Origin of the sequence: Enterobacter chuandaensis, from assembly GCF_003594915.1 — a bacterium.
Taxonomy (GTDB): Bacteria; Pseudomonadota; Gammaproteobacteria; order Enterobacterales; family Enterobacteriaceae; genus Enterobacter; species Enterobacter chuandaensis.
Genome location: NZ_QZCS01000003.1, coordinates 45939 through 67898, shown reverse-complemented (window position 1 = coordinate 67898; position 21960 = coordinate 45939). Strand labels below are relative to the sequence as shown.

Genomic DNA, 21960 nt, shown 5'->3' with positions numbered 1-21960 from the left:
TGCCTATGGATTCAGGTAACATTTTTTTAAAATAAGACGAGTTTTAGCAACAGCTCACATCTGAAAGCTGTTTCAGGATCACTGCAGCGTAAAATTCACCGTCGCGACCTGCCCGGTCTCATCCATAACGAGTAATTGATAATCGCCCGACTTATCAAGCTGTAATGTGTAAACTCTTCCCTTCACACTCAGCGGTTCACCGTTCAAAAACCACCAGCGCTCGCCGCTGTTGCCGGTCGCCTGAAGCGGCAGCGAAACGCGGGACTCCCCCGGTAGACGTTTTATAACGGCCCCTTCGCGCACGCCTGTCAGGATGAGTGGCGCAGGTGCGTCCTGCGACAGCGGAGGACAGGTTGTTGATGAAGGCGGGACCCGTACCGTGCGACGCTCGGTCGCAGGCAGCCACGGCTCCAGCGGCAGCGGCCAGACATCCAGGACTTTTTCCGTTGCATCAGGGCAATCTGCCGCAACGCGTTTGCCTTCTTTATCCACCCAGACCGGGAAACGAATGCCGCGAATGCCTTCCTGTTCCGGTAATAGCAGCGTGGGCGGTTCACTCCCTTCCAGCAGCCAGGTCGACAGGCGACGGCGGCAGTTTTCACTCCCTTCCGGCAGCGACTGGCCGCCCGGCCAGCAGATGACGCCCCGTCCGACGCTTTCGGGGCGCGGATCGCGCGGCAGCCGGGCTTCGTCTACCGTAGAACGTGACTGAAGCAGGTTATTAACCTGATTCAGGAGCGGAACCGCACTGGCAAAACCAAACTGCCCCGCCACTGGCGTGCCGTCCGGTCGTCCGGTCCATATCCCAATGACGTAACGGGCATTCAGACCGATGGCCCAGGCATCCCGGTAGCCGTAGCTGGTTCCCGTTTTCCACGCCAGGGGGGCGATTTGCGGCAACGCGCTGTCCGGCAGCGGCTGTGCCTCATTCGCCAGAATACGACGAATAATCCACGCCGAGCCTGGCGATAACAGCGGGCGTTCAGTCAGAGGATCGCCGGGCTGCAGGCGTAATCTTCCCGCTTTACCGTGACGGGCAAAAGCACTGTAGGCGGCGGCAATATCCGCCAGCCGCGCGCCTGCGCCTCCCAGAATCAGCGACAGATTCGGCTGCGCCCCCGCAGGCAGGATCAGCGGCAGCCCGGCGTTGCTGAGCATCCCGGCAAACCTTTTGGGGCCATAGGCTTCCAGCACCTGTACCGCTGGCAGGTTGAGGGAGCGCACCAGCGCTTCACTCATGCTGACCGGCCCGTGGAACCCGCTGTCAAAATTTCCCGGGCGATAGTCACCGGTTTTTCTGGGGACGTCCTGAAGCAGCGAGGCGGGGTGGATCAGGCCATCGTCCAGCGCCATACCGTAGATAAATGGCTTTAACACCGATCCCGGGGATCGGATCGCATTGACCATGTCCACATGGCTAAAACGACTGTCATCGTTAATATCCACCGAACCGACCCAGCCGCGCACCTTCATGTCGGTATGATCGACGACGATCATCGCCAGCGAACTGCGTGCCGGCAGGCGGGATTTCCAGTTCATCGCCAGCTCTTCCAGCTGGCGCTGCAGTCCGGCATCCAGCGTGGTGACAATTTTCGTATCGCGACTTTTGCCGAGCATCATGCGTGCAAAGAGCGGCGCCAGCTGCGGCATCTGCCGGGGAGCCAGCCATACTGGCTCTTCACGGGACTCCTTCACCTGCTTTGCTGACCAGACACCCTGGGTCATCATACGGTCGAGCACTTTGTTGCGTGCCGCTTCGGCCCGCTCCGGCCAGCGATCCGGGCGCAGACGGCTGGGCGCCTGTGGCAGTACCGCCAGCAGCGCCGCGTCGGAGTAGCTCAACTGCGAAGGGGGTTTCCCAAGATAGGTCCAGCTTGCCGCCCCCACGCCCTGCAGCGTGCCGCCAAACGGGGCGCGATTGAGATAGAGCGTGAGAATGTCGCGTTTGGAAAGATGCCACTCAAGCTGCATCGCCCGCCAGAGCTGACGAACTTTGCCGCCAACGGTGCGCGGATGCGGATCCAGCAGGCGCGCCACCTGCATGGTAAGTGTACTTCCTCCCGAAACCACTCTTCCGGAGCTGAGATCCTGCCAGGCAGCGCGCAGGACAGAGAGCGGGTTTACACCTGGATGCTCCCAGAACCAGCGATCTTCATACTGGATCAGAGCTTCAAGATAACGGGGAGAAACCTCTTCAATGGTCACCGGGTAGCGCCAGATGCCTTCGCTGTCGGCAAAACGCCAGAGCGGCGCGCCCTTCTCGTCCACCACAACTCGCGCAGGATTAACCTCTTTCAGAGGCAGCGGCCACAGGCGGTCGGCGGCAACAATCAGCCCCCCTAAAACGAGAAGCGCCCCCGCCAGCCAGAGCCAGCGGGAGCGTGTCAGACGCGCTATCAGCATGTTACGGAACAACGATCAGCGGGCCGCTGGCCGCACCCATTGCCCGCCACTGCGGAACATACATAGACTCCACCATCGGCACCGGCACCTGGTAGGTTCCAGGCGTCACGGCGCGGGCCAGATAGACCAGCGTGACCGGCTGACCTTCATTTACCGGCACGGCAGCCACAAAGCGGTCGTCGCGGAATTCCATATGCTGAATGTCCGCCTGCTGCATCTGGCTGAGCAGGTTCTGCACTTCGCTGCCGCTGTCCTGCAGGCTGGCGCTGCTGCTCGCCAGGTTCTGGTTTTCCAGCTCCAGACCTGCCGGGAGGAGATCCACCACCAGCGCGTCCGGCACATTCTGGCTGGCTTTCACTTCAAGCCAGACCAGCACCAGCTCACCGCTTTTCAGCGAAGAGAGTGATTTGCTGCTGCCGTCTGTTGCCAGGATATGGCGTTCCACCTGCAGCACGTTTGAGCTCGGCTGAGGCGCATATTCCGGATAGCCGGTGCTGTCGAGTCGCACCCACAGCGGTGCCGTGCCGGTATTGGTTACCTGCAGCGCGCCAAGCTGGTCGCCACTTACGTTTTGTACCTGCGCCTTATCCCCGCCGGATGCGGAATCAGACAGAGAGGTTTTCGCCTGCCATGCACCTGACAAGGTTTGCAGCGAACGTCCGGCCAGGAACAGCGCATTGCTCTCCTGGGTGGACAGCCAGCGCTGGCCAAAAGCCTGTTCAGACAGGGCATTCAGCAGCGTATTTTGCGCATCCGGCAGCAATTTATACTCATCGAGAAGGGAGAGCATCAGCGCATTATCGCGAAGCGGGCTGCCATAGTCGGCCATCCAGGTTTTGCTGTCGTTGCGCGGCGTTTTAAGTGCCAGATCCAGCGCCTGCTGGCTGCGCGGGGCATCGCCCATCAGTTTGAGCGCCATACCCAGCTGCATCAGCGGCAGCCCGGAAGCCGCCTGAGCGTGACGATCCCAGATTTCACGCAGCGCGCCAAGCGGCGCTTTTTGCTGACGCGCCAGCACCAGCGAGGCATACGCCTGTACGGCAAATTTGCTGGCCTGGGTGTTGTCGCTGTAGCGAATGGACATCATGCCCGGATCCTGCAGGTAGCGCAGCAGACGGCTATTAGCATTGTTCACCGCATCTGCGGGTACGCTGTAGCCCTGCTCGCCCGCGCGTACCAGGAAGTCAGTCACATAGGCGGTCAGCCAGTACTCTTCCGGGCCATTTTTATCCCACAAGGCAAAACCGCCATCATCACGCTGCATCTGCAGCAGACGAGAGATCCCAATATCAATGGCAGCACGGCGCTTGTCATCGGTATCTCCTTTTATACCAAGCGCGGTAAGCTGCGCGGCGTTGGTATAGAGGGACGGGAACAGGCCGCTGGTGGTCTGCTCCAGGCAGCCATACGGATACGCCTGCAGTTCGCGGATGTAGCGCGCCAGGTTGAGCGGTGGTTTGCCGCTCAGCAGCAGTTGCCCCTGCAGGATGGCAGGAGAGAAACCGTTGATATGCTGCGCCGGTGCGATCCAGGACTCACCGGGGTTCAGCATGGCACCGGTATTTACCGTCTGCGCCGGGAACGCCGGACGCACGCCGATTTTCCAGCTCTTCTGCTGCGGGGCAAAGGTTTCGCCCGGAAGCTCCAGGCCGGTAACCTGCGCCGTCACCTCACCGTCGCCATACCCCTCCAGCGCGCGCACCGGAATAAACAGGGTGCTGCGCGCGCCCGGAGGCAACTGAACAGGCTGCGGCTGTGCGCCTTCCAGTGACAGTTTGCCTGTCGCGCTCAGGGCGACGTTCAGCGTTTGCGGTTTGTCGGTCAGGTTAGTGAGATCCAGCGTCAACCGTGAGGTATCTCCACTTGCCAGGAAGCGCGGCGTATTAAGCTCGGTAATAACCGGCGCGGCCACTACAACCTTACTTTCGCTGCTGCCGAAATCATCTTCCGTCCAGGCCTGCGCCATCAGACGCAGCTCGCCGTTGAAATCACCAATCGGCAGCGTAACGGTGCCTTCACCGTTGGCATCCAGCGTAACCGGCTGCGCCTGCTGGGCAATAATGGTGACGTGGTTCACCGGCGGTTTGCCGCCGCGCTTGAGTTCATCGCCGTCACCACCGAAACGCAGCGCGGCCATACGACCCTGCCCTTCAATGACCTGGCCGTAGATATCGTAGATATCCGCGCCGTAACGCTTCTGACCGAAGAAAGCCTGCCACGGATCCGGCGTGACGTAATCGGTAATATTCAGCACGCCGCTGTCCACCGCCGAGACCAGGACGTTCACTTTCTGCGGAACCGCCCCCTCTTTCACGCTGGCTTTAACTTTCACAGAAAGCGTCTGATTCGGACGCATTTTCTGTGGGTTATCCAGCGCAATGTTCAGGCGACGATTTTCATCCCCCATCGGCAAATGCAGCAGGCCGACCGCGCGTTTTGGCGTGGCGGATTTGGATTTATCGCCAGGACGAACCACCAGCGTGCTGAGGTAGAGATCGTGACGTTTCCAGGCTTTATCCACCGGAATGGAGAGATCCAGACCGTTTGCCGGCACGTCGATCTCTTTCCACCACAGCGGCCCTTCGCTGGATTCGATCATGGCATAGCCCTTGCCTGCGGCTGGCGCTGCAATGTGCAGGTTTATGGTATCGCCTGGCTGATAGGCTGGCTTATCCAGTTTCAGCGTCACGCGGTCAGGACGCGCCGCACCCGTGCCGTCGCTGTTATCCTGCCAGCTGTAACCTGCCCAGAAGCGCACGCTGCTGACCATCTCATCAGGCGCTTTCACTTCCAGACGGTATGAGCCCCACTCCACTGGAAAGGTGACTTTACCGGTTTCATCTGCCTTGAGGCTAAGCTCCTGCTCGCCCTCAATCAGATCTTTTTGATCGAACTGAGACTGCCAGCCTTCGCTCTCAGACCAGTTCCAGAAGTAGTCACGGCGTTCGCGAATCAGGCGAACCTGCAAACCGGACACCGCTTTTTTCGCGCCGCTGGCATCGGCATAGACGATGTCAAAGCTGGCGTTGCCGTTCTCGTCGACAATCGGCTGGTTGACGGTGGTATCGGTGCGGTAGTCGTACACGGCTTTACTGGCGAACTGAGGGCGGATACCCGGCAGCTCCGCCGCCGGCCAGATAGCCTGCTCGGCACGACGCGTCACCGGACGACCGCCGGATTCCAGCAGGCTGGCCTGCAGGATCAGCTGCAATGGAGAGTGTACCTCTTTCCACTGACTTTCGGTGGTGACCTGGCCACGTCCCTGCTCGTCCAGCGTAAGCTGCACTTCGTCCAGGCTACGGCTCAGGTTTTCCTCGGCGATATCACCAAACTGGAAGCCCGGTAGCGCAGCAACCGCCTCACGCAACGGACGCAGGAAAAGCTGGCCCTGCAGCGAGTTGCCGTTGGCAGGTGCGCCGTAGAGGTAGTAGCCCACGACGTTAAAGTCCACATCATCCTGTGGGGAAACCGGTGCTTTTTCTGCCGTCAGGTTCAGCGCCATGCGTTCAGGCATGAAATCTTCGACGTGGAAATCCCACATGCGCTGCTGGTTATCGCCCGTGTTGGCACGAATATGCCACATGCCGGTCTGCGCGCCGCTATCAAGCGGGTAGTTGAAGCGATAGAGACCGTTCTCAGGCTGTACAACGATCGTGCGCGCGACCTGGCCGTCCGGGCGCAGCACGTCAAGTTTGACGGGCTGGTCGGGAAGCGGTTTTCCGTCGCTGTCGCGCAGCAGGCCGTTGAGGATCACCGTTTCACCCGGACGATAGAGATCGCGCGGGCCAAACATAAAGAACTGTTTGCTGTAGCCAGGGCTACCGGCGATATCGAACTCCGCCAGGTCGAGCGCTGGAAGCTTGAGATCGAGCAGCGTGGTCTGGCCGTCTTTGCTGGCCAGAATAAGCGCGGCTTCTTTATCGGTTTCAAGCTTCGCATGACCGTCGGCGTCGCTGTTGGCTTCGGCGAGGGTCTGGCCCTTGTCATTCAGCAGCGTGACGGTGACACCGGACTGCGCCGCACCGTTTTCCAGACTCTGGGTGAAAATGTCCAGCCGGTTATGATAGCGGTGAGCGGACAAACCGATATCGCTCAGGGTAAAGAGCGTTGCGGCATTGCTGTAGCTGTAATGCCCGGCCTGATTCATCACCGCAATGTAGACGCCAGACTGCTGGAGCGGCTTGATATCTTTGAGCGGCAGGAGCAATTTTTCACGCGTGTTGCGCGCCGGGTTGAGATCGAAGCGGCCGGTGTAGACCAGTTCCGCCATCTTCAGCAGATTGTCAGATTCCCAGTTGGTCAGCGAGTTACGGTACTCCCACTGGCTGACAAACGAGGCCAGCGACTCCGGCTTCACGCGGTAGAAATTGACGTCCACATTGTTGACGTTAAGCGCCATCACCGGCAGACCTTCCACCACCTTGCCCGGCAGCAGCGAGCCGCGGCTGGCAAAGCCGACCGTCGGCTCTATATCTCGCGTGGTCAGGGCTTTTTCATAATCAATGCCAAAGGTCGCCTTATTCAACGCCTTCAGGCCGCGTTCAACGGTGACGACCAGATTACGGTTAGGCTCCAGATGACGCAGGCGCAGCTCTTTCAGATTGGGCGCAAGCTCCCACGCCCCGTCAACTTTGCCGCTTTTTTTATCCACGACATGCACCGTTTTGGCGAAATCCTGATCGGGATCCAGCGGTACAGAGAAGGTCAGCACCAGCGTGGCGGCACCGTCGAGCTGAACTTCAGAGGCATCCAGCAGGGTCAGCGCTTTCCCCTGACTCTGGGCGGCCAGTTTAGCCAGCGTTTCAGCATTGGGCTTTTCCGCGGCCTTCGGTGTTGATGCGGTGGATGCCGCGGGAGCCGCAGCCTGGGGCTTATCGTCGCTATTATCACAGCCGACAAGCGTAAACGTAGTGAGCAGCGCGAGTGAGATCGCGGCTAAGCGAAACGGTTTCATCCTTTGTCCCTGGCCTGAGGAGGCCTGTTGGTCGTCGTCCGGATAAGTATTATCCGCAAGTTTCGTTAATACAAAAAGTCCATTTTTAGGATCTGGAAAGCGCCTCGCAGAATGGCATCACACCGTTACACCGGGATGGAACCGCGATCACAGCCCATAACGTCACATGTTACCTTTCACGTCATTTGTTTTTAAAACAAGAAGATAGGTGGATAAACTCGTCTGAGGGCTGCTAGTTTTATGACCATGACGCACCCCGAGTGCGCGGTTCAATAAGAGAGAAAGCCATGAAACGAGCCGTGAACGCCCTACAAAATTTCGGAAAATCATTGTATGGACCGGTACTTATCTTACCGATCGTCGGTCTGTTTATCGCCTTTGGTAACGTGCTGGGTAACGGTAATCTCGCAGAATACCTGCCGTTTCTGGGCCATCCTCTGATTCAGCATATTGGTCAACTTATCGCGAAATCTGCCGTGTCGGTGCTGGTCAACCTGGCGCTGGTGTTTGCCGTCGGGATCCCAATTGGTCTGGCGACGCGCGATAAAGGCTACGCGGCGCTGATTGGTCTGGTGACCTTCGTGGTGTTCATTAATGCCATGAATGTGACGCTGCAGCTGCAGGGCGAACTGGCCCCGGCTGACCAGATGAAAGCCGCCGGGCAAAGCATGGTGCTGGGCGTGCAGGTGCTGGAGATGGGGGTCTTTGCGGGGATCCTCACCGGTGCGCTGTCGGGATATCTGTACAACAAATACTCCGGCGTACAGTTTAACGGCGCGATGGCGATTTACTCCGGCCACTGTTTTGTCGCCATCGTCATGTTGCCCGTCTCTATGCTGCTCGGCGTGGTAATGAGCGAACTGTGGCCGTTTGCCCAGCACGGTATTAGCACCCTGGCGCTGGCTATCAAAGGCTCCGGGCCGTTTGGCGTGGCGATCTACGGTTTTCTTGAACGCATTCTGGTGCCAACCGGCCTGCACCATCTGGTTTATACGCCGTTCCTCTATACCGAACTGGGCGGCACGCAGGAGGTGTGCGGCGCAACCTATCAGGGCGCCCGCAATATCTACTTCGCCGAGATGGCCTGCCCGGAGGTGAAGCAGCTCAGCAGCACCGTAGTCTGGGATGCACGCGGCATCAGCAAGATGTTCGGTCTGCCTGCCGCCGCGCTGGCGATGTACATGACCGCAAAGCCGGAGCGTAAAGCCATTGCGAAAGCGATTTTGATCCCGGCGGCACTGACCTCGCTGCTGGTGGGTGTGACCGAGCCGATTGAGTTCTCCTTCCTGTTCGTCGCCCCGCTGCTGTTCGTGGTGCATGCAGTGCTGACCGGCATCGGCATGATGCTGTTCTCGCTGCTGGGCGTTCACGCCATCGGCGCCAACGGGATTATCGATTTCATCCTCTACAACCTGCCGCTCGGTACGGAGAAGTCCAACTGGCCGATGTACATCGTGGTCGGGCTGATCATGTTCGCCCTCTACTTCGTGGTGTTCCGCTTCCTGATCCTGCGCTTCAACATGAAAACGCCCGGACGTGAGGATGAGGACCAGGAGACGCGCCTTTACAGCAAGCAGGAGTACCAGGCGAAGGGCAATAACGACGGGCTGGGTGAATCCATCGTCGTCGGGCTGGGCGGACGGGAAAATATAGAGGTGGTGGATAACTGCTACACCCGCTTACGCGTCACGGTGAAGGACGTTGACATCATCGACGAACCACGCCTGAAGGCAACCGGCGCGAAAGGGATTATCAAACAAGGTAACAACGTTCAGGTGGTCTACGGGCTGCATGTCAAAAAAATGCGAGAAGCCGTTGAGACGTTTCTCTGAAAGGAGCTAAAGATGTTTACACCCCCATTCATTTTGTCGATTGCCGGCGGCGGCAGCACCTACACGCCGGGCATTGTAAAAAGCCTGATGGTGCGCCTGCAGGATTTCCCGCTGGCCGAAATCCGCCTCTATGACATCGACGAGGCGCGTCAGAACACCATTGCGCCGGTGGTTGAGAAAGTGATTCGCGACCACAGCCAGAGCATCAAATTTACCGTCACCAGCGATCCGGAAGTGGCGTTCAGCGGCGCGCATTTCGTCTTCGCCCAGATGCGCGTCGGCCAGTACAAGATGCGCGAGCAGGATGAAAAGATCCCGCTGCGTCACGGCGTGGTCGGCCAGGAAACCTGCGGACCGGGCGGGCTGGCATACGGACTGCGCACGATCCTGCCGATGGTCGAGCTTATCGATCTGGTGGATCGCTACGCGCATGAGAAAGCCTGGATCGTGAACTACTCCAACCCGGCGGCGATCGTCGCGGAGGGCGTGCGCCGCCTGCGTCCGGACGCTCGCGTGCTGAACATCTGCGATATGCCGGTGGCTGCGATGCGCAATATGGGCGCCATTCTGGGTGTCGATCGTCGCAAACTGGAGGTGGACTACTTCGGCCTGAACCACTTCGGCTGGTTTACCCGTGTGCTGGTGGACGGCGAAGACAAGCTGCCGGAGCTGCGTAAGCATATCGCGAAGTTTGGCCTGCTGACGGAGGATGCCGCCAAAACCGACCCGCAGCATTCCGATCCCTCCTGGGTGAAAACCTGGCGCAACATTAAGCCAATCATGGACAACTTCCCGGAGTATCTGCCGAACCCGTATCTGCAGTATTACCTGATGCCGAACCAGATTGTGGAGCATCAGAACCCGGACTATACCCGCGCCAATGAAGTGATGAACGGGCGTGAGAAAAAACTTTTTGCCGCTGCTGAAGAGTACAAGCGCACCGGGATTTTACCGGATGCCTTCCACGTGGGCGTCCACGGCGAGTTTATCGTCGATGTCGCCTGCTCGCTGGCCTTTAACCTGCGCCAACGGCATCTGGTGATGGTGGAAAACCGCGGGGCGATAACCAATCTACCGTACGATGCGGTGGTGGAAGTGCCCGCCTATATCACCTCCGAAGGGCCTGAGCCTGTGCGCGTGGGGCAGGTGCCGCTGTTCCATCAGACTCTGCTGCAACAGCAGCTGGCGTCTGAACAGCTGCTGGTGGAAGCAACCATAGAAGGCAGCTATGAGAAAGCCCTGCAGGCGTTTACCCTCAACCGCACCGTGCCGACCATGGAACATGCGAAAGCGATTCTGGATGAGATGATCGAGGCCAACCGCGACTACTGGCCTGCGCTGCAAAAAGCCTGGCAGGACGGCGAAACGGTGAAAAAATAGGGGCTTGCTCGCGAGTTGAACGTGGTTTGCTTGTCGGTGTCAGAAAAAACACCGACAATCCTTTTTTACGGAAAAGAATGGAGGCAACCCATGTCCACCTCATATTTTGTCGCTGCCGACTGGCTGATTGAGCACGGCGACGATCCGGAAGTCCAGATTATTGACGCGCGTATGGCCCCGCCGGGGCAAGAGCATCGTGACGTACCCGGTGAATACCGCGCAGGGCACCTGCCGGGTGCGGTATTTTTTGATATCGAAGCCCTCTCCGATCACAACTCTCCCCTGCCGCACATGCTGCCGCGCCCGGAAGCGTTTTCCGTGGCGATGCGCGAGCTGGGCGTCAGCAAAGATAAACACATTGTTGTTTACGATGAAGGTAATCTCTTCTCCGCGCCGCGCGCGTGGTGGATGCTGAAACAGTTTGGCGTGGAAAAAGTGTCGATTCTGGCGGGCGGGCTGGCGGGCTGGAAGCGCGACGAACTGCCGCTTCAGCAGGGCGATGTGACGCTGCCGGAAGGGGAATTCGACGCGACGTTCGACGCTAACGTGGTGAAGCGTCTGACCGACGTGCTGGTCGTGAGCCATGAAAAAACGGCGCAAATCGTCGATGCCCGCCCCGCCCCGCGCTTTAATGCGCAAGCGGACGAGCCGCGTCCGGGGCTGAAGCGCGGACATATCCCGGGGGCGCTGAACGTGCCGTGGGGCGATTTGGTGTTTGAGGGCGAGCTGAAAACCACCGATGAATTACGTGCCATTTTTGACCGTGCAGGCGTGGATTTACATCGTCCGATTATCGCCAGCTGCGGCTCCGGCGTAACGGCCTGCGTGGTGATCCTGGCGCTCGCTACGCTCGGCGCGAACGACGTCACGTTATACGACGGCGCCTGGAGCGAATGGGGTGCGCGAGAGGATCTGCCTGTCGAACCCGCGAAATAATGGATAACCGCCTGGCCACGCTGTTAACGCGCGGGGCATCGCTGACCCGCGCGGAGTATCGCGTCCTCGCCCACCTCACGGAGCATCCGCTGCTGGTGGGCAACATCACGGTGCGCGAGCTGGCGCAGGCGACCTTTGTTTCGACCGCCACCATCATGCGGCTGTGTCAGAAGCTGGGGTTCAGCGGCTTTAGCGAGTTTATCTGGCACTGCAAGCAGTTGCTCTCCGACACGCCGCATATTGCCGCTCAGGAGCAGTCGCTTCCTGAACTTCCGGCGCTGTTTAATCAGTTTATCGCCAACTATCAGCACACCTTCCAGTGGGTCACGCAGGAGAAGCGCCAGCAATTTGCCGACCTGCTGCGCCAGAAAGAGAGCTTTTTTCTCTACGGGGCCGGTTTTTCCTATCTCTTTGCGGAGTACCTGACCAAGAAGCTGCAGGTGCTGGGTAAAACGGCGTTCATCTCCGGGCCGGGGGACAGCCGGAATATTTTCCTCAGCAATGCCGCCCGCTATCAGGTGTTTATCGCCGTTTCGCGCAGCGGCGAAACGGAGCAGGTGCTGGATAAAGCGCGGATTGCCAAAAACGTCGGCATGACGATCGTCGCCTTTACCCGCGCCTCGGCCAATACGCTGGCGGGCATGGCGGACGTGCACTTTGCGCTGTATGACGAAGCGGTACACTTCGCCGCCGAAGCCGCGGGGGTGACGTCGTTTGAGTCGAATCTGGTGCTGCTGATGGATCTACTGCTGCTGGAAGCAACGGGGTGATATTCACCCCGTCGTAATCAGATGATGCGGTTGGTCTTGAGATCGCGCAGGAAGCCGCCCCAGCGACGCTCGTAGAACGGCGTGATGTGCTCGGTAATAAAGTGGCTGATGCCCTTCTCACCGTTTTTCACCTGGCAGATATCAATGGGCTCATCGCCCGGGAGCGTGTCGGTCGCCACGCTGCCCGCCGCCTGAATGATGTCGTCGATATCACCGTCGGCTTCAATACCAATCAACAGTACCGGCTGTTCATCCGCTTGCTCTTTAATCGAACAGAGGAATGCGCGTCTTACCGGCTTCAGGGTTTTGAATAACGTGGTCAGGGAATCGATCATCTGCGCAGGCGGCTCTGCAACCTCAGACAGCAGCAGCGTTTCGCCCCCTTCCAGCACTTCCTGGGTGCTGAGCGGGTTGCCCTCTTCACCAATCAGATGGCTGATCTCGCGCGGGGTGAACTCTTTCCCGGTCGGCAATTTGGCATTGAGGAACAGCGTCTGCCCCAGCGTCATCTCGAACAGCGTGCGTACCGGCATTACCACGAACGCCTGTTCGTCTTCTACCGCTTCCTGCAACGCTTCCAGCGAGGTGAAGAACGGGATCACCGACGTGCCGTCATCTTTCTCCCAGTGCAGCAGATCCAGCGCGCTGTCTTCAACGACCTGCTCGCCTTCCGCCGCGGTGCCCGGCACCCAGACGGTGGATTCCAGCAGCGTGCGGAAAAATGCCGGACGGTGGGCGGGCTCGGTCGCCGCCTGCTCCAGCAGGGTTTCTAATTCGTTTTTGGTATCTGACATAGTTTCGCTACTTCAAAGATACGCCGGGTGGCGCTTTGCTTACCCGGCCTACAAAACCGTAGGCCCGCACAAGCGTAGCGCCACCCGGCAAAAAAGATCACTCAGCCGTCAGCAGGTTCGCCACGGTACGCACGCCCAAACCGGTCGCGCCCGCGGACCACTGCTCAACCGCCGCTTTACGGTAGGTTGCGGAGCAGTCGATGTGCAGCCAGCCTTCATGATAGTTCTCAACGAAGTGCGACAGGAAACCTGCTGCAGTGCTTGCACCCGCCGGGTACGCCGCGCTCGCGGTGTTGTTCAGCTCGGCAAAGTTAGACGGCAACTGGCTGCGGTGGAACTCGGCCAGCGGCAGACGCCAGAACGGTTCGTTTTCCGCAGCGGCGCTTGCCAGCAGGCGAGCGGCCAGCTTGTCGTCGAAGCTGAACAGCGCGTGGTAGTCGTTACCCAGCGCCGTTTTCGCCGCGCCGGTCAGGGTCGCCATGTCGATAATCAGCTCTGGCTTCTGCGCAGAGGCGTCGATCAGACCATCGGCCAGCACCAGACGGCCTTCGGCGTCGGTGTTCATCACCTCAACGTTTTTGCCGTTGCGGTAGCGAATGATGTCGCCCAGCTTGAAGGCGTTACCGCTCACCATGTTGTCCGCGCAGCACAGGTAGAGCTTCACGCGCTTGTTCAGACCGCGGGTGATGGCAAACGCCAGCGCGCCGGTTATGGTTGCCGCACCGCCCATGTCGGACTTCATGGAGTCCATGAAGGCGCTCTGCTTCAGGCTGTAGCCGCCGGTGTCGAAGGTGATGCCTTTACCCACAAGGCAGGCAAAAACCGGCGCTTCTTTATCGCCGGTTGGGTTGTAATCCAGCGCCAGCAGGACCGGAGGGCGTTCAGAACCGCGGCCCACGGTGTGGATGCCCATGTAGTTCTGCTCGCGCAGGTCTTCACCTTTGGTGATGCGGTAAGACATTTTGTCGCCCGCCACGCCGCACAGCAGGTCAACCGCACGCTGCGCCAGCTGCTCTGGGCCTAACTCTTCCGCCGGAGCGTTAATGGTGTCGCGCACCCAGTCGATAATTTGCAGGCGGCTTTCCAGCTCTTTTTGACCGGCTGCATCCAGGTTCGCCCACTCGATTTTGCGGGTGCCTTTCGGCCCTTTGTAGCCAGCCCAGAATGCCCAGCTGCGATCGGTGTCCCATCCTTCGCCTTCCAGGGACACATGCTTAATGCCCAGGCCGTCAATTTTACGCGCAGCGCGCTGGATCAAACCTAAGTCATCTTTGCCCGTCAGGTGCAGGGTAATACCGTCGTTGTTGATGCTCCAGGTGGCTTTCTCGCCCCAGCGTGCGTCAGCAGGCTGCATAGAGAGCGTAATCTTCATCGCTTCGGTCATTTTATTTATCCTTATTAGCAAACGGGCCGCCTGAAGGCAGCCCGTTAAGTGATTTACTCTGCTTCATCTAACCAGACTAACAGAATCGCCTCCAGAATTTTTTCATTGGATGCGTTTGGATCGTCGTCGAAATCCTCTAAATCGCAGATCCACTGGTGCATGTCGGTGAATCGTACGGTCTTCGGATCGAGATCCGGGTTCGCGTCGTAGAGCGCTTCGCCGATTTCACGGCTGTCTGTCCACTTCAGTCCCATATCAATGCTCGCGTGCGTGGTTGATGGTGTAGCGTGGGAATTCCACGACCAGATCTTCATCGGTCACCGCGGCCTGGCAGCTCAGGCGGCTGTCGGGCTCCAGACCCCATGCTTTATCCAGCATGTCATCTTCGTCTTCGGTGCTCTCGGCGAGAGAGTCGAAACCTTCACGCACGATGCAGTGGCAGGTGGTGCAGGCACAGGATTTTTCACAGGCGTGTTCCACTTCGATACCTGCACGCAGGGCTACATCGAGAATGGTTTCACCGGTCTTCGCTTCCAGAACAGCGCCATCCGGACAGAGGTCCGCATGAGGCAAAATAACAATCTTTGGCATATTAAACCTCGTCCACGGACTGGCCTTTCAGCGCGACGCGGACAGATTTGTCCATGCGGCGAGCAGCGAAGTCCTGGGTTTGTTTATCAACGTTTTTAATGGCTTCTTCTATTGCGTCAGCGTCATTGCCTTCAGCGACCTCGCTTAAACGCGCGGCAGCCTCGTCAATCACCTGGCGCTCAGCGGCGCTTAACAGCGCGGCATCGGCAGCGAGCGCGCCGTTCAGGCTTTCCAGCACGCGTGCAGCTTCAACTTTTTGTTCAGCCAGCATACGCGCCTTCACATCCTGCTCAGCGTAGCTCATTGAGTCCTGAATCATGGAGGCGATTTCGCCATCGGTCAGGCCGTAGGACGGCTTCACCTGAATGGACGATTCAACGCCGGTGGATTTTTCCATCGCCGTCACGCTCAGCAGGCCGTCCGCATCCACCTGGAAAGTCACGCGAATATGCGCCCCGCCCGCCGGCAGCGCCGGAATGCCGCGCAGCGCAAAGCGCGCCAGAGAGCGGCAGTCCTGCACCAGCTCGCGTTCGCCCTGCATCACGTGGATGGACATCGCGGTCTGGCCGTCTTTAAAGGTAGTGAACTCCTGCGCGCGCGCCACCGGAATGGTGGTGTTACGCGGGATCACTTTCTCCACCAGGCCGCCCATGGTTTCTAAACCCAGCGACAGCGGGATGACATCCAGCAGCAGCATTTCGCTGTCCGGCTTGTTGCCGACCAGAATATCGGCCTGGATCGCGGCGCCCACGGCAACCACTTTGTCCGGGTCGATGGAGGTCAGCGGCGAACGGCCAAAGAATTCGCCCACGCGCTCGCGTACCAGCGGCACGCGCGTTGAGCCGCCCACCATGACCACTTCCAGCACCTCGTTCGCCTCAACGCCCGCATCTTTCAATGCGCGACGGCAGGCCATCAGGGTGCGTTTCACCAGCGGGGCAATGAGATCGCTGAACTGGTCGCGGGTAATTTCACCCTGCCAGCCCGCAACGTTTACGGTAACCGACTGGGCATCGCTCAGGGCGATTTTGGCGTCGATAGCCGCGTCCAGCAGTTCACGCTGGATGCGGGCATCGCTGCGATCGCTAATGCCCGCCTGCTCGCGGATGTAGTCTGCCAGCAGATGGTCAAAGTCATCGCCGCCCAGCGCGGAATCCCCGCCGGTCGCCAGGACTTCAAACACCCCGCGGCTCAGGCGCAGGATCGAGATGTCAAAGGTACCGCCGCCGAGGTCGTAAACCGCAATGACCCCTTCCTGACCGGAGTCGAGGCCGTAGGCAATCGCCGCCGCCGTCGGTTCGTTCAGCAGGCGCAGTACGTGCAGACCCGCCAGACGCGCGGCGTCTTTGGTGCCCTGACGCTGTGCATCGTCAAAATAGGCCGGAACGGTGATCACCACGCCGTCCAGATCGCCGCCGAGCGTCGCTTTAGCACGCTCCGCCAGCGCTTTGAGGATGTCAGCAGACACGCGAATCGGGTTCAGCAGACCGGCCGCGGTCGCAATCATCGGCAGGCCGTTTTCACTGGCCTGCAGCTGATACGGCAGATGCGGGTAGCGGGTCTGGATATCGGCCAGCGCGCGGCCCATCATGCGCTTTACGGAGCTGATGGTGTTGGCCGGATCGCGCGCGGCGTTGGCGCGGGCGTCATAGCCGACCGCGTGGCCCTGCTGCTGGTAGTGGACCACGGAAGGCAGCAGATGGCGGCCCTGCTCGTCGGCCAGCGTCTCCGCCTGGCCGCTGCGCACGGTCGCCACGAGGGAATTGGTGGTGCCCAGATCAATACCCACCGCCAGACGACGCTGGTGCGGTGCGGCACTTAAGCCAGGCTCACTAATTTGTAATAAGGCCATAATTGCTTCCGAAATTAAAAATCGAGCAGCTTTTCTTCGAGTTGTTCAGCGCTGCTTCGCAGTTTATCGAGAAAACGGAGTTTACGCACAGTGTCTGCCGCCACGTCCCAGGTCTCGTTGTTCAGTTGCTCCACCATCTGCTGATGGCGGGTATCGAACATGCCCTTCACGCGCGTGATGAAGCTTTCCAGACGCGCTTCGTCTTTGGCCTGTTCAATCTCATCCAGCTCTTCGCGAAGCTCCAGCTGTTCCATCAGAAACGCGGTGTCGCGCACGGTATGCTGCTCGCTCGCTAGGTCGAAACCATGCAGTGAAAGCAGGTACTCGGCACGGCTCAGCGGATGGCGCAGCGTCTGCCAGGCCTGGTTGATGGTGGCAGAGTGGGAAACCGCAGCCAGCTGTTCTGCCTGAGTACCGCTGGCGAATTTATCCGGATGATACTGACGCTGCAGATCCTGAAAACGGATCGTCAACGCCTGGAGATCGATCGGGTATTGAGCGGGTAGTCCGAAGAGAGTGAAGTAATCCATAACAATCTCAGGGGTAGCCTGTTAGAACAAACCCCACACACAGAGATCCTGCGGTGGGGTTTCGGATGACGCGCGGTTAAACGTGGAAGCTTTCGCCGCAACCACACTCGTCTTTGACGTTCGGGTTCGTGAATTTGAACCCTTCGTTCAGGCCTTCTTTAACGAAGTCCAGCTGAGTGCCGTTGAGGAATTGCAGGCTTTTGCCATCGACCACCACCTTCACGCCTTTGTCTTCAAACACGGTGTCGTCAGACGCCGGCTCATCAACAAACTCCAGTACGTAAGCCATACCAGAACAGCCGGAGGTACGTACGCCCAGTCGCAGGCCAAAGCCTTTACCACGGTTCGCCAGAAAAGAGCTTACTCGCGCGGCAGCGCTGTCGCTAAGGGTAATCGACATACTCAAACCTCAATTATTTTGCTTCACGTTTGCTTTTGTAATCCGCAATGGCGGCTTTGATCGCGTCTTCTGCCAGGATAGAACAGTGAATTTTCACCGGTGGCAGTTCGAGTTCTTCAGCAATATCCGTGTTCTTGATTGCCTGTGCTTCGTCCAGAGACTTGCCCTTCACCCATTCGGTGACCAGGGAGCTGGACGCGATAGCAGAACCGCAGCCGTAGGTCTTGAAGCGCGCGTCTTCAATGATACCTTCATTGTTGACTTTAATCTGCAACTTCATCACGTCGCCACACGCTGGCGCGCCAACCATGCCGCTACCGACAGATTCATCGCTGTTGTCAAAAGAGCCAACGTTGCGCGGGTTTTCGTAATGATCGATGACTTTTTCGCTGTATGCCATGATTGAATTCTCCTTATGTACCGATTAGTGATGTGACCATTCAATGCTGTTCAGATCCACGCCCTGTTTGAACATTTCCCACAGTGGAGAAAGGTCGCGCAGACGGCCGATGGAGTTACGAACCAGCTTGATGGTGTAGTCAATCTCTTCTTCGGTAGTGAAACGACCTAAAGAGAAACGGATAGAGCTGTGTGCCAGCTCGTCAGTCATGCCCAGCGCGCGCAGCACGTAGGATGGCTCCAGGCTTGCAGACGTACAGGCAGAACCGGAAGAAACGGCCAGGTCTTTCAGCGCCATGATCAGCGATTCGCCTTCAACATAGTTGAAGCTGACGTTGAGGATGTTCGGCGCGCCCTGCTCGAGATCGCCGTTCAGATACACTTCTTCCATATCTTTCACGCCGTCCCAGAGACGGTTACGCAGCGTGCGCAGGCGCGCCATCTCGGTTTCCATCTCTTCTTTCGCAATGCGGTACGCTTCGCCCATGCCCACGATCTGGTGAACAGGCAGCGTACCGGAACGCATACCGCGCTCGTGACCGCCGCCGTGCATCTGTGCTTCGATGCGGATACGTGGCTTACGACGAACGTACAGCGCGCCGATCCCTTTCGGGCCATAGATTTTGTGGCCGGAGAAGGACATCAGGTCTACTTTCAGCTGGCTCAGGTCGATAGGCAGTTTGCCCACGCTCTGGGTCGCGTCCACGTGGTAGATGATGCCGCGCGCGCGGCACATTTCGCCGATGGTCGCGATGTCCTGTACCACGCCGATTTCGTTGTTGACGTGCATGATGGAAACCAGGATGGTGTCATCACGCATGGCCGCTTCGAGCTCTTTCAGGTCGATGATCCCGTTGCTCTGTGGCGCGAGATAGGTCACTTCGAACCCTTCACGCTCCAGCTGACGACAGGTGTCCAGCACGGCTTTGTGTTCGGTTTTGCTGGTGATGATGTGCTTGCCTTTTTTCTGATAAAAGTTGGCTGCACCTTTGATCGCCAGGTTGTCGGATTCGGTCGCACCGGAGGTGAAAACAATTTCACGCGGGTCGGCACCGACCAGGTCAGCAATCTGATTACGGGCGATATCTACCGCCTCTTCAGCATGCCAGCCAAAACGGTGTGAACGGGAAGCTGGGTTACCAAAGTTTCCGTCCAGGGTCAGACACTGCATCATTTTCTCGGCAACACGCGGGTCCACCGGCGTGGTTGCGGAGTAGTCGAGATAAATCGGTAATTTCATTGCTCTATAAACTCCGTACATCGCTTCAATGCAAGGAATCAGGCAACCGGCTGGATGTACGACCGAGTACACGGGGCGTTATCACCCCGGCCTGATTCTGAAATACTTATCGTTTTATTACGCGCGTAATTTGACGTCGATAGCGTCCTGCGCGCGGGTGCTGCGTTGTGAATCATGGCTGTGCTGACGGCCAGAGACATCCAGAACTTCCTGGTTATTAACCAGTTCACCCAGGGTGATGTTGTTCAGGAAGCCGGTGAGGCGGTCGCTCAGATCGCGCCACAGCGCGTGGGTCAGGCACTTATCGCCGCCCTGGCAGCCGCCTTTACCCTGGCAACGGGTCGCGTCAACGGATTCGTCAACGGCGCTAATCACTTCGCCAACCGCAATACTGCCCGCGTCTTTCCCCAGCAGATAACCGCCGCCCGGGCCACGAACGCTGGAAACCAGTCCATTTTTACGCAGTCTGGAGAACAGCTGTTCCAGGTAAGAGAGGGAGATCCCTTGTCGTTCAGAAATATCAGCCAACGGAACCGGGCCCGCTTCGGAGTTGAGCGCAACGTCCAGCATCGCGGTCACGGCATAACGCCCTTTAGATGTCAGTCTCATGTCTTACTTAACCTCAAACTCGCCCCTGCCCGGGGTTTTTTATTGTAAAATGGGGGTATTGCATAGCAGGGCCAAGTCTGACATTCCTGACTAAAATGGTCAACTATTTACTTGACTGTTTTAGTCAGGTATTTAACCTTCCGTGCCGTTTTGCCTGGGTGCGGCCTGATGCCCTCACCCCGGCCCTCTCCCACGGGGAGAGGGGGAAAACAAACCGGCATTACTCTTTATTCTTCTGCTCAATCGACGCCAGAATCCCGCGGAGGATATTCAGCTCCTGGCTTTCCGGGCGCGCGCGGGTGAACATACGGCGCAGCTTGTTCATTACCTGGCCCGGGTGGCCTTCGCGGATAAAGCCGGTAGCGAGCAGCGTCTGCTCCAGGTGACCGTAGAAACGCTCAAGGTCGTCCACCAGCGGATAGGCCGTCTCTTCTTTCGGTTCTGCCTGCTTTTCCTGCGTCGCCAGCCACGCCATACGCACTTCGTAGGCGATAACCTGCACCGCCATCGCCAGGTTCAGTGAGCTGTATTCCGGGTTGGCGGCAATCGCCACGTGGTAGTGGCACTTCTGCAGCTCATCGTTGGTCAGGCCTACGCGCTCGCGGCCAAACACCAGCGCAACCGGCGCCTGCTCCGCTTCAGAGACGCTTTTCAGGCCGCATTCACGCGGATCCAGCATCGGCCACGGCAGCGTGCGTGAACGCGCGCTGGTGCCGACAACGAGGCTGCAGCTGGCCAGCGCTTCGTCAAGGGTATCAACGATCTGGGCGTTGCCGATCACGTCGCTGGCACCGGCCGCCAGGGCGATAGCCTGCGAGTCGGGTTTCACCAGCGGGTTAACCAGCCACAGGTTCGTTAAGCCCATGGTTTTCATAGCGCGGGCAACGGAGCCCATGTTGCCGGTGTGTGATGTTTCGACCAGCACGATTCGAATGTTTTGCAGCATAATTTTTAGATGTCTGAATTCAGTGTCTGAAGAATATTCGGGCATATTATCATAAACGGGAGACATAATCCGATCCCGCTGCTATACTCTGCGCCGATTTTCCTGTTCTTTAACATCCAGTGAGAGAGACCGATGCATCCGATGCTGACCATCGCCGTGCGCGCAGCGCGCAAGGCGGGTAACGTAATTGCCAAACACTACGAAACGCCAGACTCCGTAGAAACCAGCCAGAAAGGCAGCAATGATTTCGTGACTAACGTCGATAAAGCCGCAGAAGCGATTATTATCGAAACGATCCGCAAATCTTACCCACAGCACACCATCATCACCGAAGAAAGCGGTGAACATGAAGGTACCGATCAGGATGTTCAATGGGTTATCGATCCACTGGATGGCACCACCAACTTCGTTAAACGCCTGCCACACTTCTCTGTGTCTATCGCAGTACGCATTAAAGGCCGTACTGAAGTCGCCGTTGTTTACGATCCAATGCGTAACGAACTGTTCACCGCTACCCGCGGCCAGGGCGCACAGCTGAACGGCTACCGTCTGCGCTGCAGCAACGCACGCGATCTGGACGGCACCATCCTCGCGACCGGTTTCCCGTTCAAGGCGAAGCAGCACGCAACTACCTATATGAATATCCTGGGCAAGCTGTTCACCGAATGCGCGGACTTCCGTCGCACCGGTTCTGCTGCGCTGGATCTGGCCTACGTTGCCACCGGTCGCGTTGACGGTTACTTCGAACTGTCACTGAAGCCGTGGGACTTTGCTGCGGGCGAGCTGATCGCGCGTGAAGCAGGCGCGATTGTTTGCGACTTCACCGGCGGCCACAACTACATGACCACCGGCAACATTGTTGCGGGTAACCCACGCGTTGTTAAAGCCATGCTGGCCAACATGCGTGACGAGCTGAGCGATGCGCTGAAGCGTTAATCCC

At 58.5% G+C, this 21960-nt stretch carries 18 protein-coding genes; 5 read left to right on the top strand and 13 right to left on the bottom strand.

Annotation, left to right across the window (positions count from 1 at the left end; translation table 11 throughout):
- Positions 1-78: 78 nt before the first annotated feature.
- Entirely contained in the window at positions 79-2403 is a 2325-nt protein-coding gene (gene pbpC / locus D5066_RS05915; protein WP_119915352.1) for a peptidoglycan glycosyltransferase PbpC, read from the bottom strand.
- A 1-nt stretch (position 2404) separates the two neighbouring features.
- A complete protein-coding gene (locus tag D5066_RS05910; RefSeq protein WP_119915351.1) occupies positions 2405-7357 on the bottom strand; it encodes an alpha-2-macroglobulin family protein in 4953 nt (1650 codons plus the stop codon).
- Positions 7358-7644: 287 nt separating this feature from the next.
- On the opposite strand from D5066_RS05910, the gene D5066_RS05905 reads away from it, so the two are divergent.
- The 4 genes from D5066_RS05905 to D5066_RS05890 all read left to right on the top strand — a co-directional run bounded on the left by D5066_RS05905 (position 7645) and on the right by D5066_RS05890 (position 12275).
- Positions 7645-9189, top strand: coding sequence for a PTS transporter subunit EIIC (locus D5066_RS05905; protein ID WP_119915350.1), 1545 nt, complete (start codon positions 7645-7647; stop codon positions 9187-9189).
- 12 nt (positions 9190-9201) lie between these two features.
- Positions 9202-10569 carry a 6-phospho-alpha-glucosidase gene (locus D5066_RS05900; protein WP_119915349.1) on the top strand — a complete coding sequence of 456 codons (1368 nt, stop codon included), beginning with the start codon at positions 9202-9204 and terminating at the stop codon, positions 10567-10569.
- 90 nt (positions 10570-10659) lie between these two features.
- Positions 10660-11505, top strand: coding sequence for a 3-mercaptopyruvate sulfurtransferase (gene sseA, locus D5066_RS05895; protein ID WP_119915348.1), 846 nt, complete (start codon positions 10660-10662; stop codon positions 11503-11505).
- The gene (locus D5066_RS05890) at positions 11505-12275 is read left to right on the top strand and encodes a MurR/RpiR family transcriptional regulator (protein WP_119915347.1); all 771 of its coding nucleotides are present in this window, start codon (positions 11505-11507) and stop codon (positions 12273-12275) included. Before sseA ends, D5066_RS05890 begins: the two co-directional genes overlap by 1 nt.
- 17 nt (positions 12276-12292) lie before the next feature.
- Here D5066_RS05890 and sseB read toward each other — a convergent pair whose 3' ends face one another.
- The 11 genes from sseB to trmJ form a co-directional block, all read right to left on the bottom strand.
- The gene (gene sseB, locus D5066_RS05885) at positions 12293-13069 is read right to left on the bottom strand and encodes an enhanced serine sensitivity protein SseB (protein WP_045326053.1); all 777 of its coding nucleotides are present in this window, start codon (positions 13067-13069) and stop codon (positions 12293-12295) included.
- Between the two features lie 97 nt (positions 13070-13166).
- On the bottom strand, positions 13167-14453 hold the full coding sequence (gene pepB / locus D5066_RS05880) for an aminopeptidase PepB (protein ID WP_080328412.1): 1287 nt from the start codon (positions 14451-14453) through the stop codon (positions 13167-13169).
- Positions 14454-14506: 53 nt separating this feature from the next.
- Entirely contained in the window at positions 14507-14707 is a 201-nt protein-coding gene (gene iscX / locus D5066_RS05875; protein ID WP_003860650.1) for a Fe-S cluster assembly protein IscX, read from the bottom strand.
- 1 nt (position 14708) lies between these two features.
- Entirely contained in the window at positions 14709-15044 is a 336-nt protein-coding gene (gene fdx / locus D5066_RS05870) for an ISC system 2Fe-2S type ferredoxin (RefSeq protein ID WP_003860652.1), read from the bottom strand.
- Between the two features lies 1 nt (position 15045).
- Positions 15046-16896 carry a Fe-S protein assembly chaperone HscA gene (hscA, locus tag D5066_RS05865; RefSeq protein ID WP_119915346.1) on the bottom strand — a complete coding sequence of 617 codons (1851 nt, stop codon included), beginning with the start codon at positions 16894-16896 and terminating at the stop codon, positions 15046-15048.
- A 14-nt stretch (positions 16897-16910) separates the two neighbouring features.
- Complete coding sequence (gene hscB, locus D5066_RS05860; protein ID WP_119915345.1) at positions 16911-17426, bottom strand: co-chaperone HscB; 516 nt, start codon at positions 17424-17426, stop codon at positions 16911-16913.
- A gap of 76 nt (positions 17427-17502) precedes the next feature.
- The gene (iscA, locus tag D5066_RS05855; protein ID WP_003860659.1) at positions 17503-17826 is read right to left on the bottom strand and encodes an iron-sulfur cluster assembly protein IscA; all 324 of its coding nucleotides are present in this window, start codon (positions 17824-17826) and stop codon (positions 17503-17505) included.
- Positions 17827-17839: 13 nt separating this feature from the next.
- A complete protein-coding gene (iscU, locus tag D5066_RS05850; RefSeq protein WP_003860661.1) occupies positions 17840-18226 on the bottom strand; it encodes a Fe-S cluster assembly scaffold IscU in 387 nt (128 codons plus the stop codon).
- Between the two features lie 24 nt (positions 18227-18250).
- Positions 18251-19465, bottom strand: a complete 1215-nt coding sequence (iscS, locus tag D5066_RS05845; protein ID WP_003860663.1) for a cysteine desulfurase — start codon at positions 19463-19465, stop codon at positions 18251-18253.
- Between the two features lie 117 nt (positions 19466-19582).
- Positions 19583-20074: a Fe-S cluster assembly transcriptional regulator IscR gene (iscR, locus tag D5066_RS05840; protein ID WP_008502158.1), complete on the bottom strand. Its 492-nt coding sequence runs from the start codon at positions 20072-20074 to the stop codon at positions 19583-19585.
- Between the two features lie 220 nt (positions 20075-20294).
- The gene (gene trmJ, locus D5066_RS05835) at positions 20295-21020 is read right to left on the bottom strand and encodes a tRNA (cytosine(32)/uridine(32)-2'-O)-methyltransferase TrmJ (RefSeq protein WP_119915344.1); all 726 of its coding nucleotides are present in this window, start codon (positions 21018-21020) and stop codon (positions 20295-20297) included.
- A gap of 132 nt (positions 21021-21152) precedes the next feature.
- Between trmJ and suhB the strand changes: the two genes are divergently transcribed.
- A complete protein-coding gene (suhB, locus tag D5066_RS05830; RefSeq protein WP_028014077.1) occupies positions 21153-21956 on the top strand; it encodes an inositol-1-monophosphatase in 804 nt (267 codons plus the stop codon).
- The last annotated feature ends 4 nt before the right edge of the window (positions 21957-21960 follow it).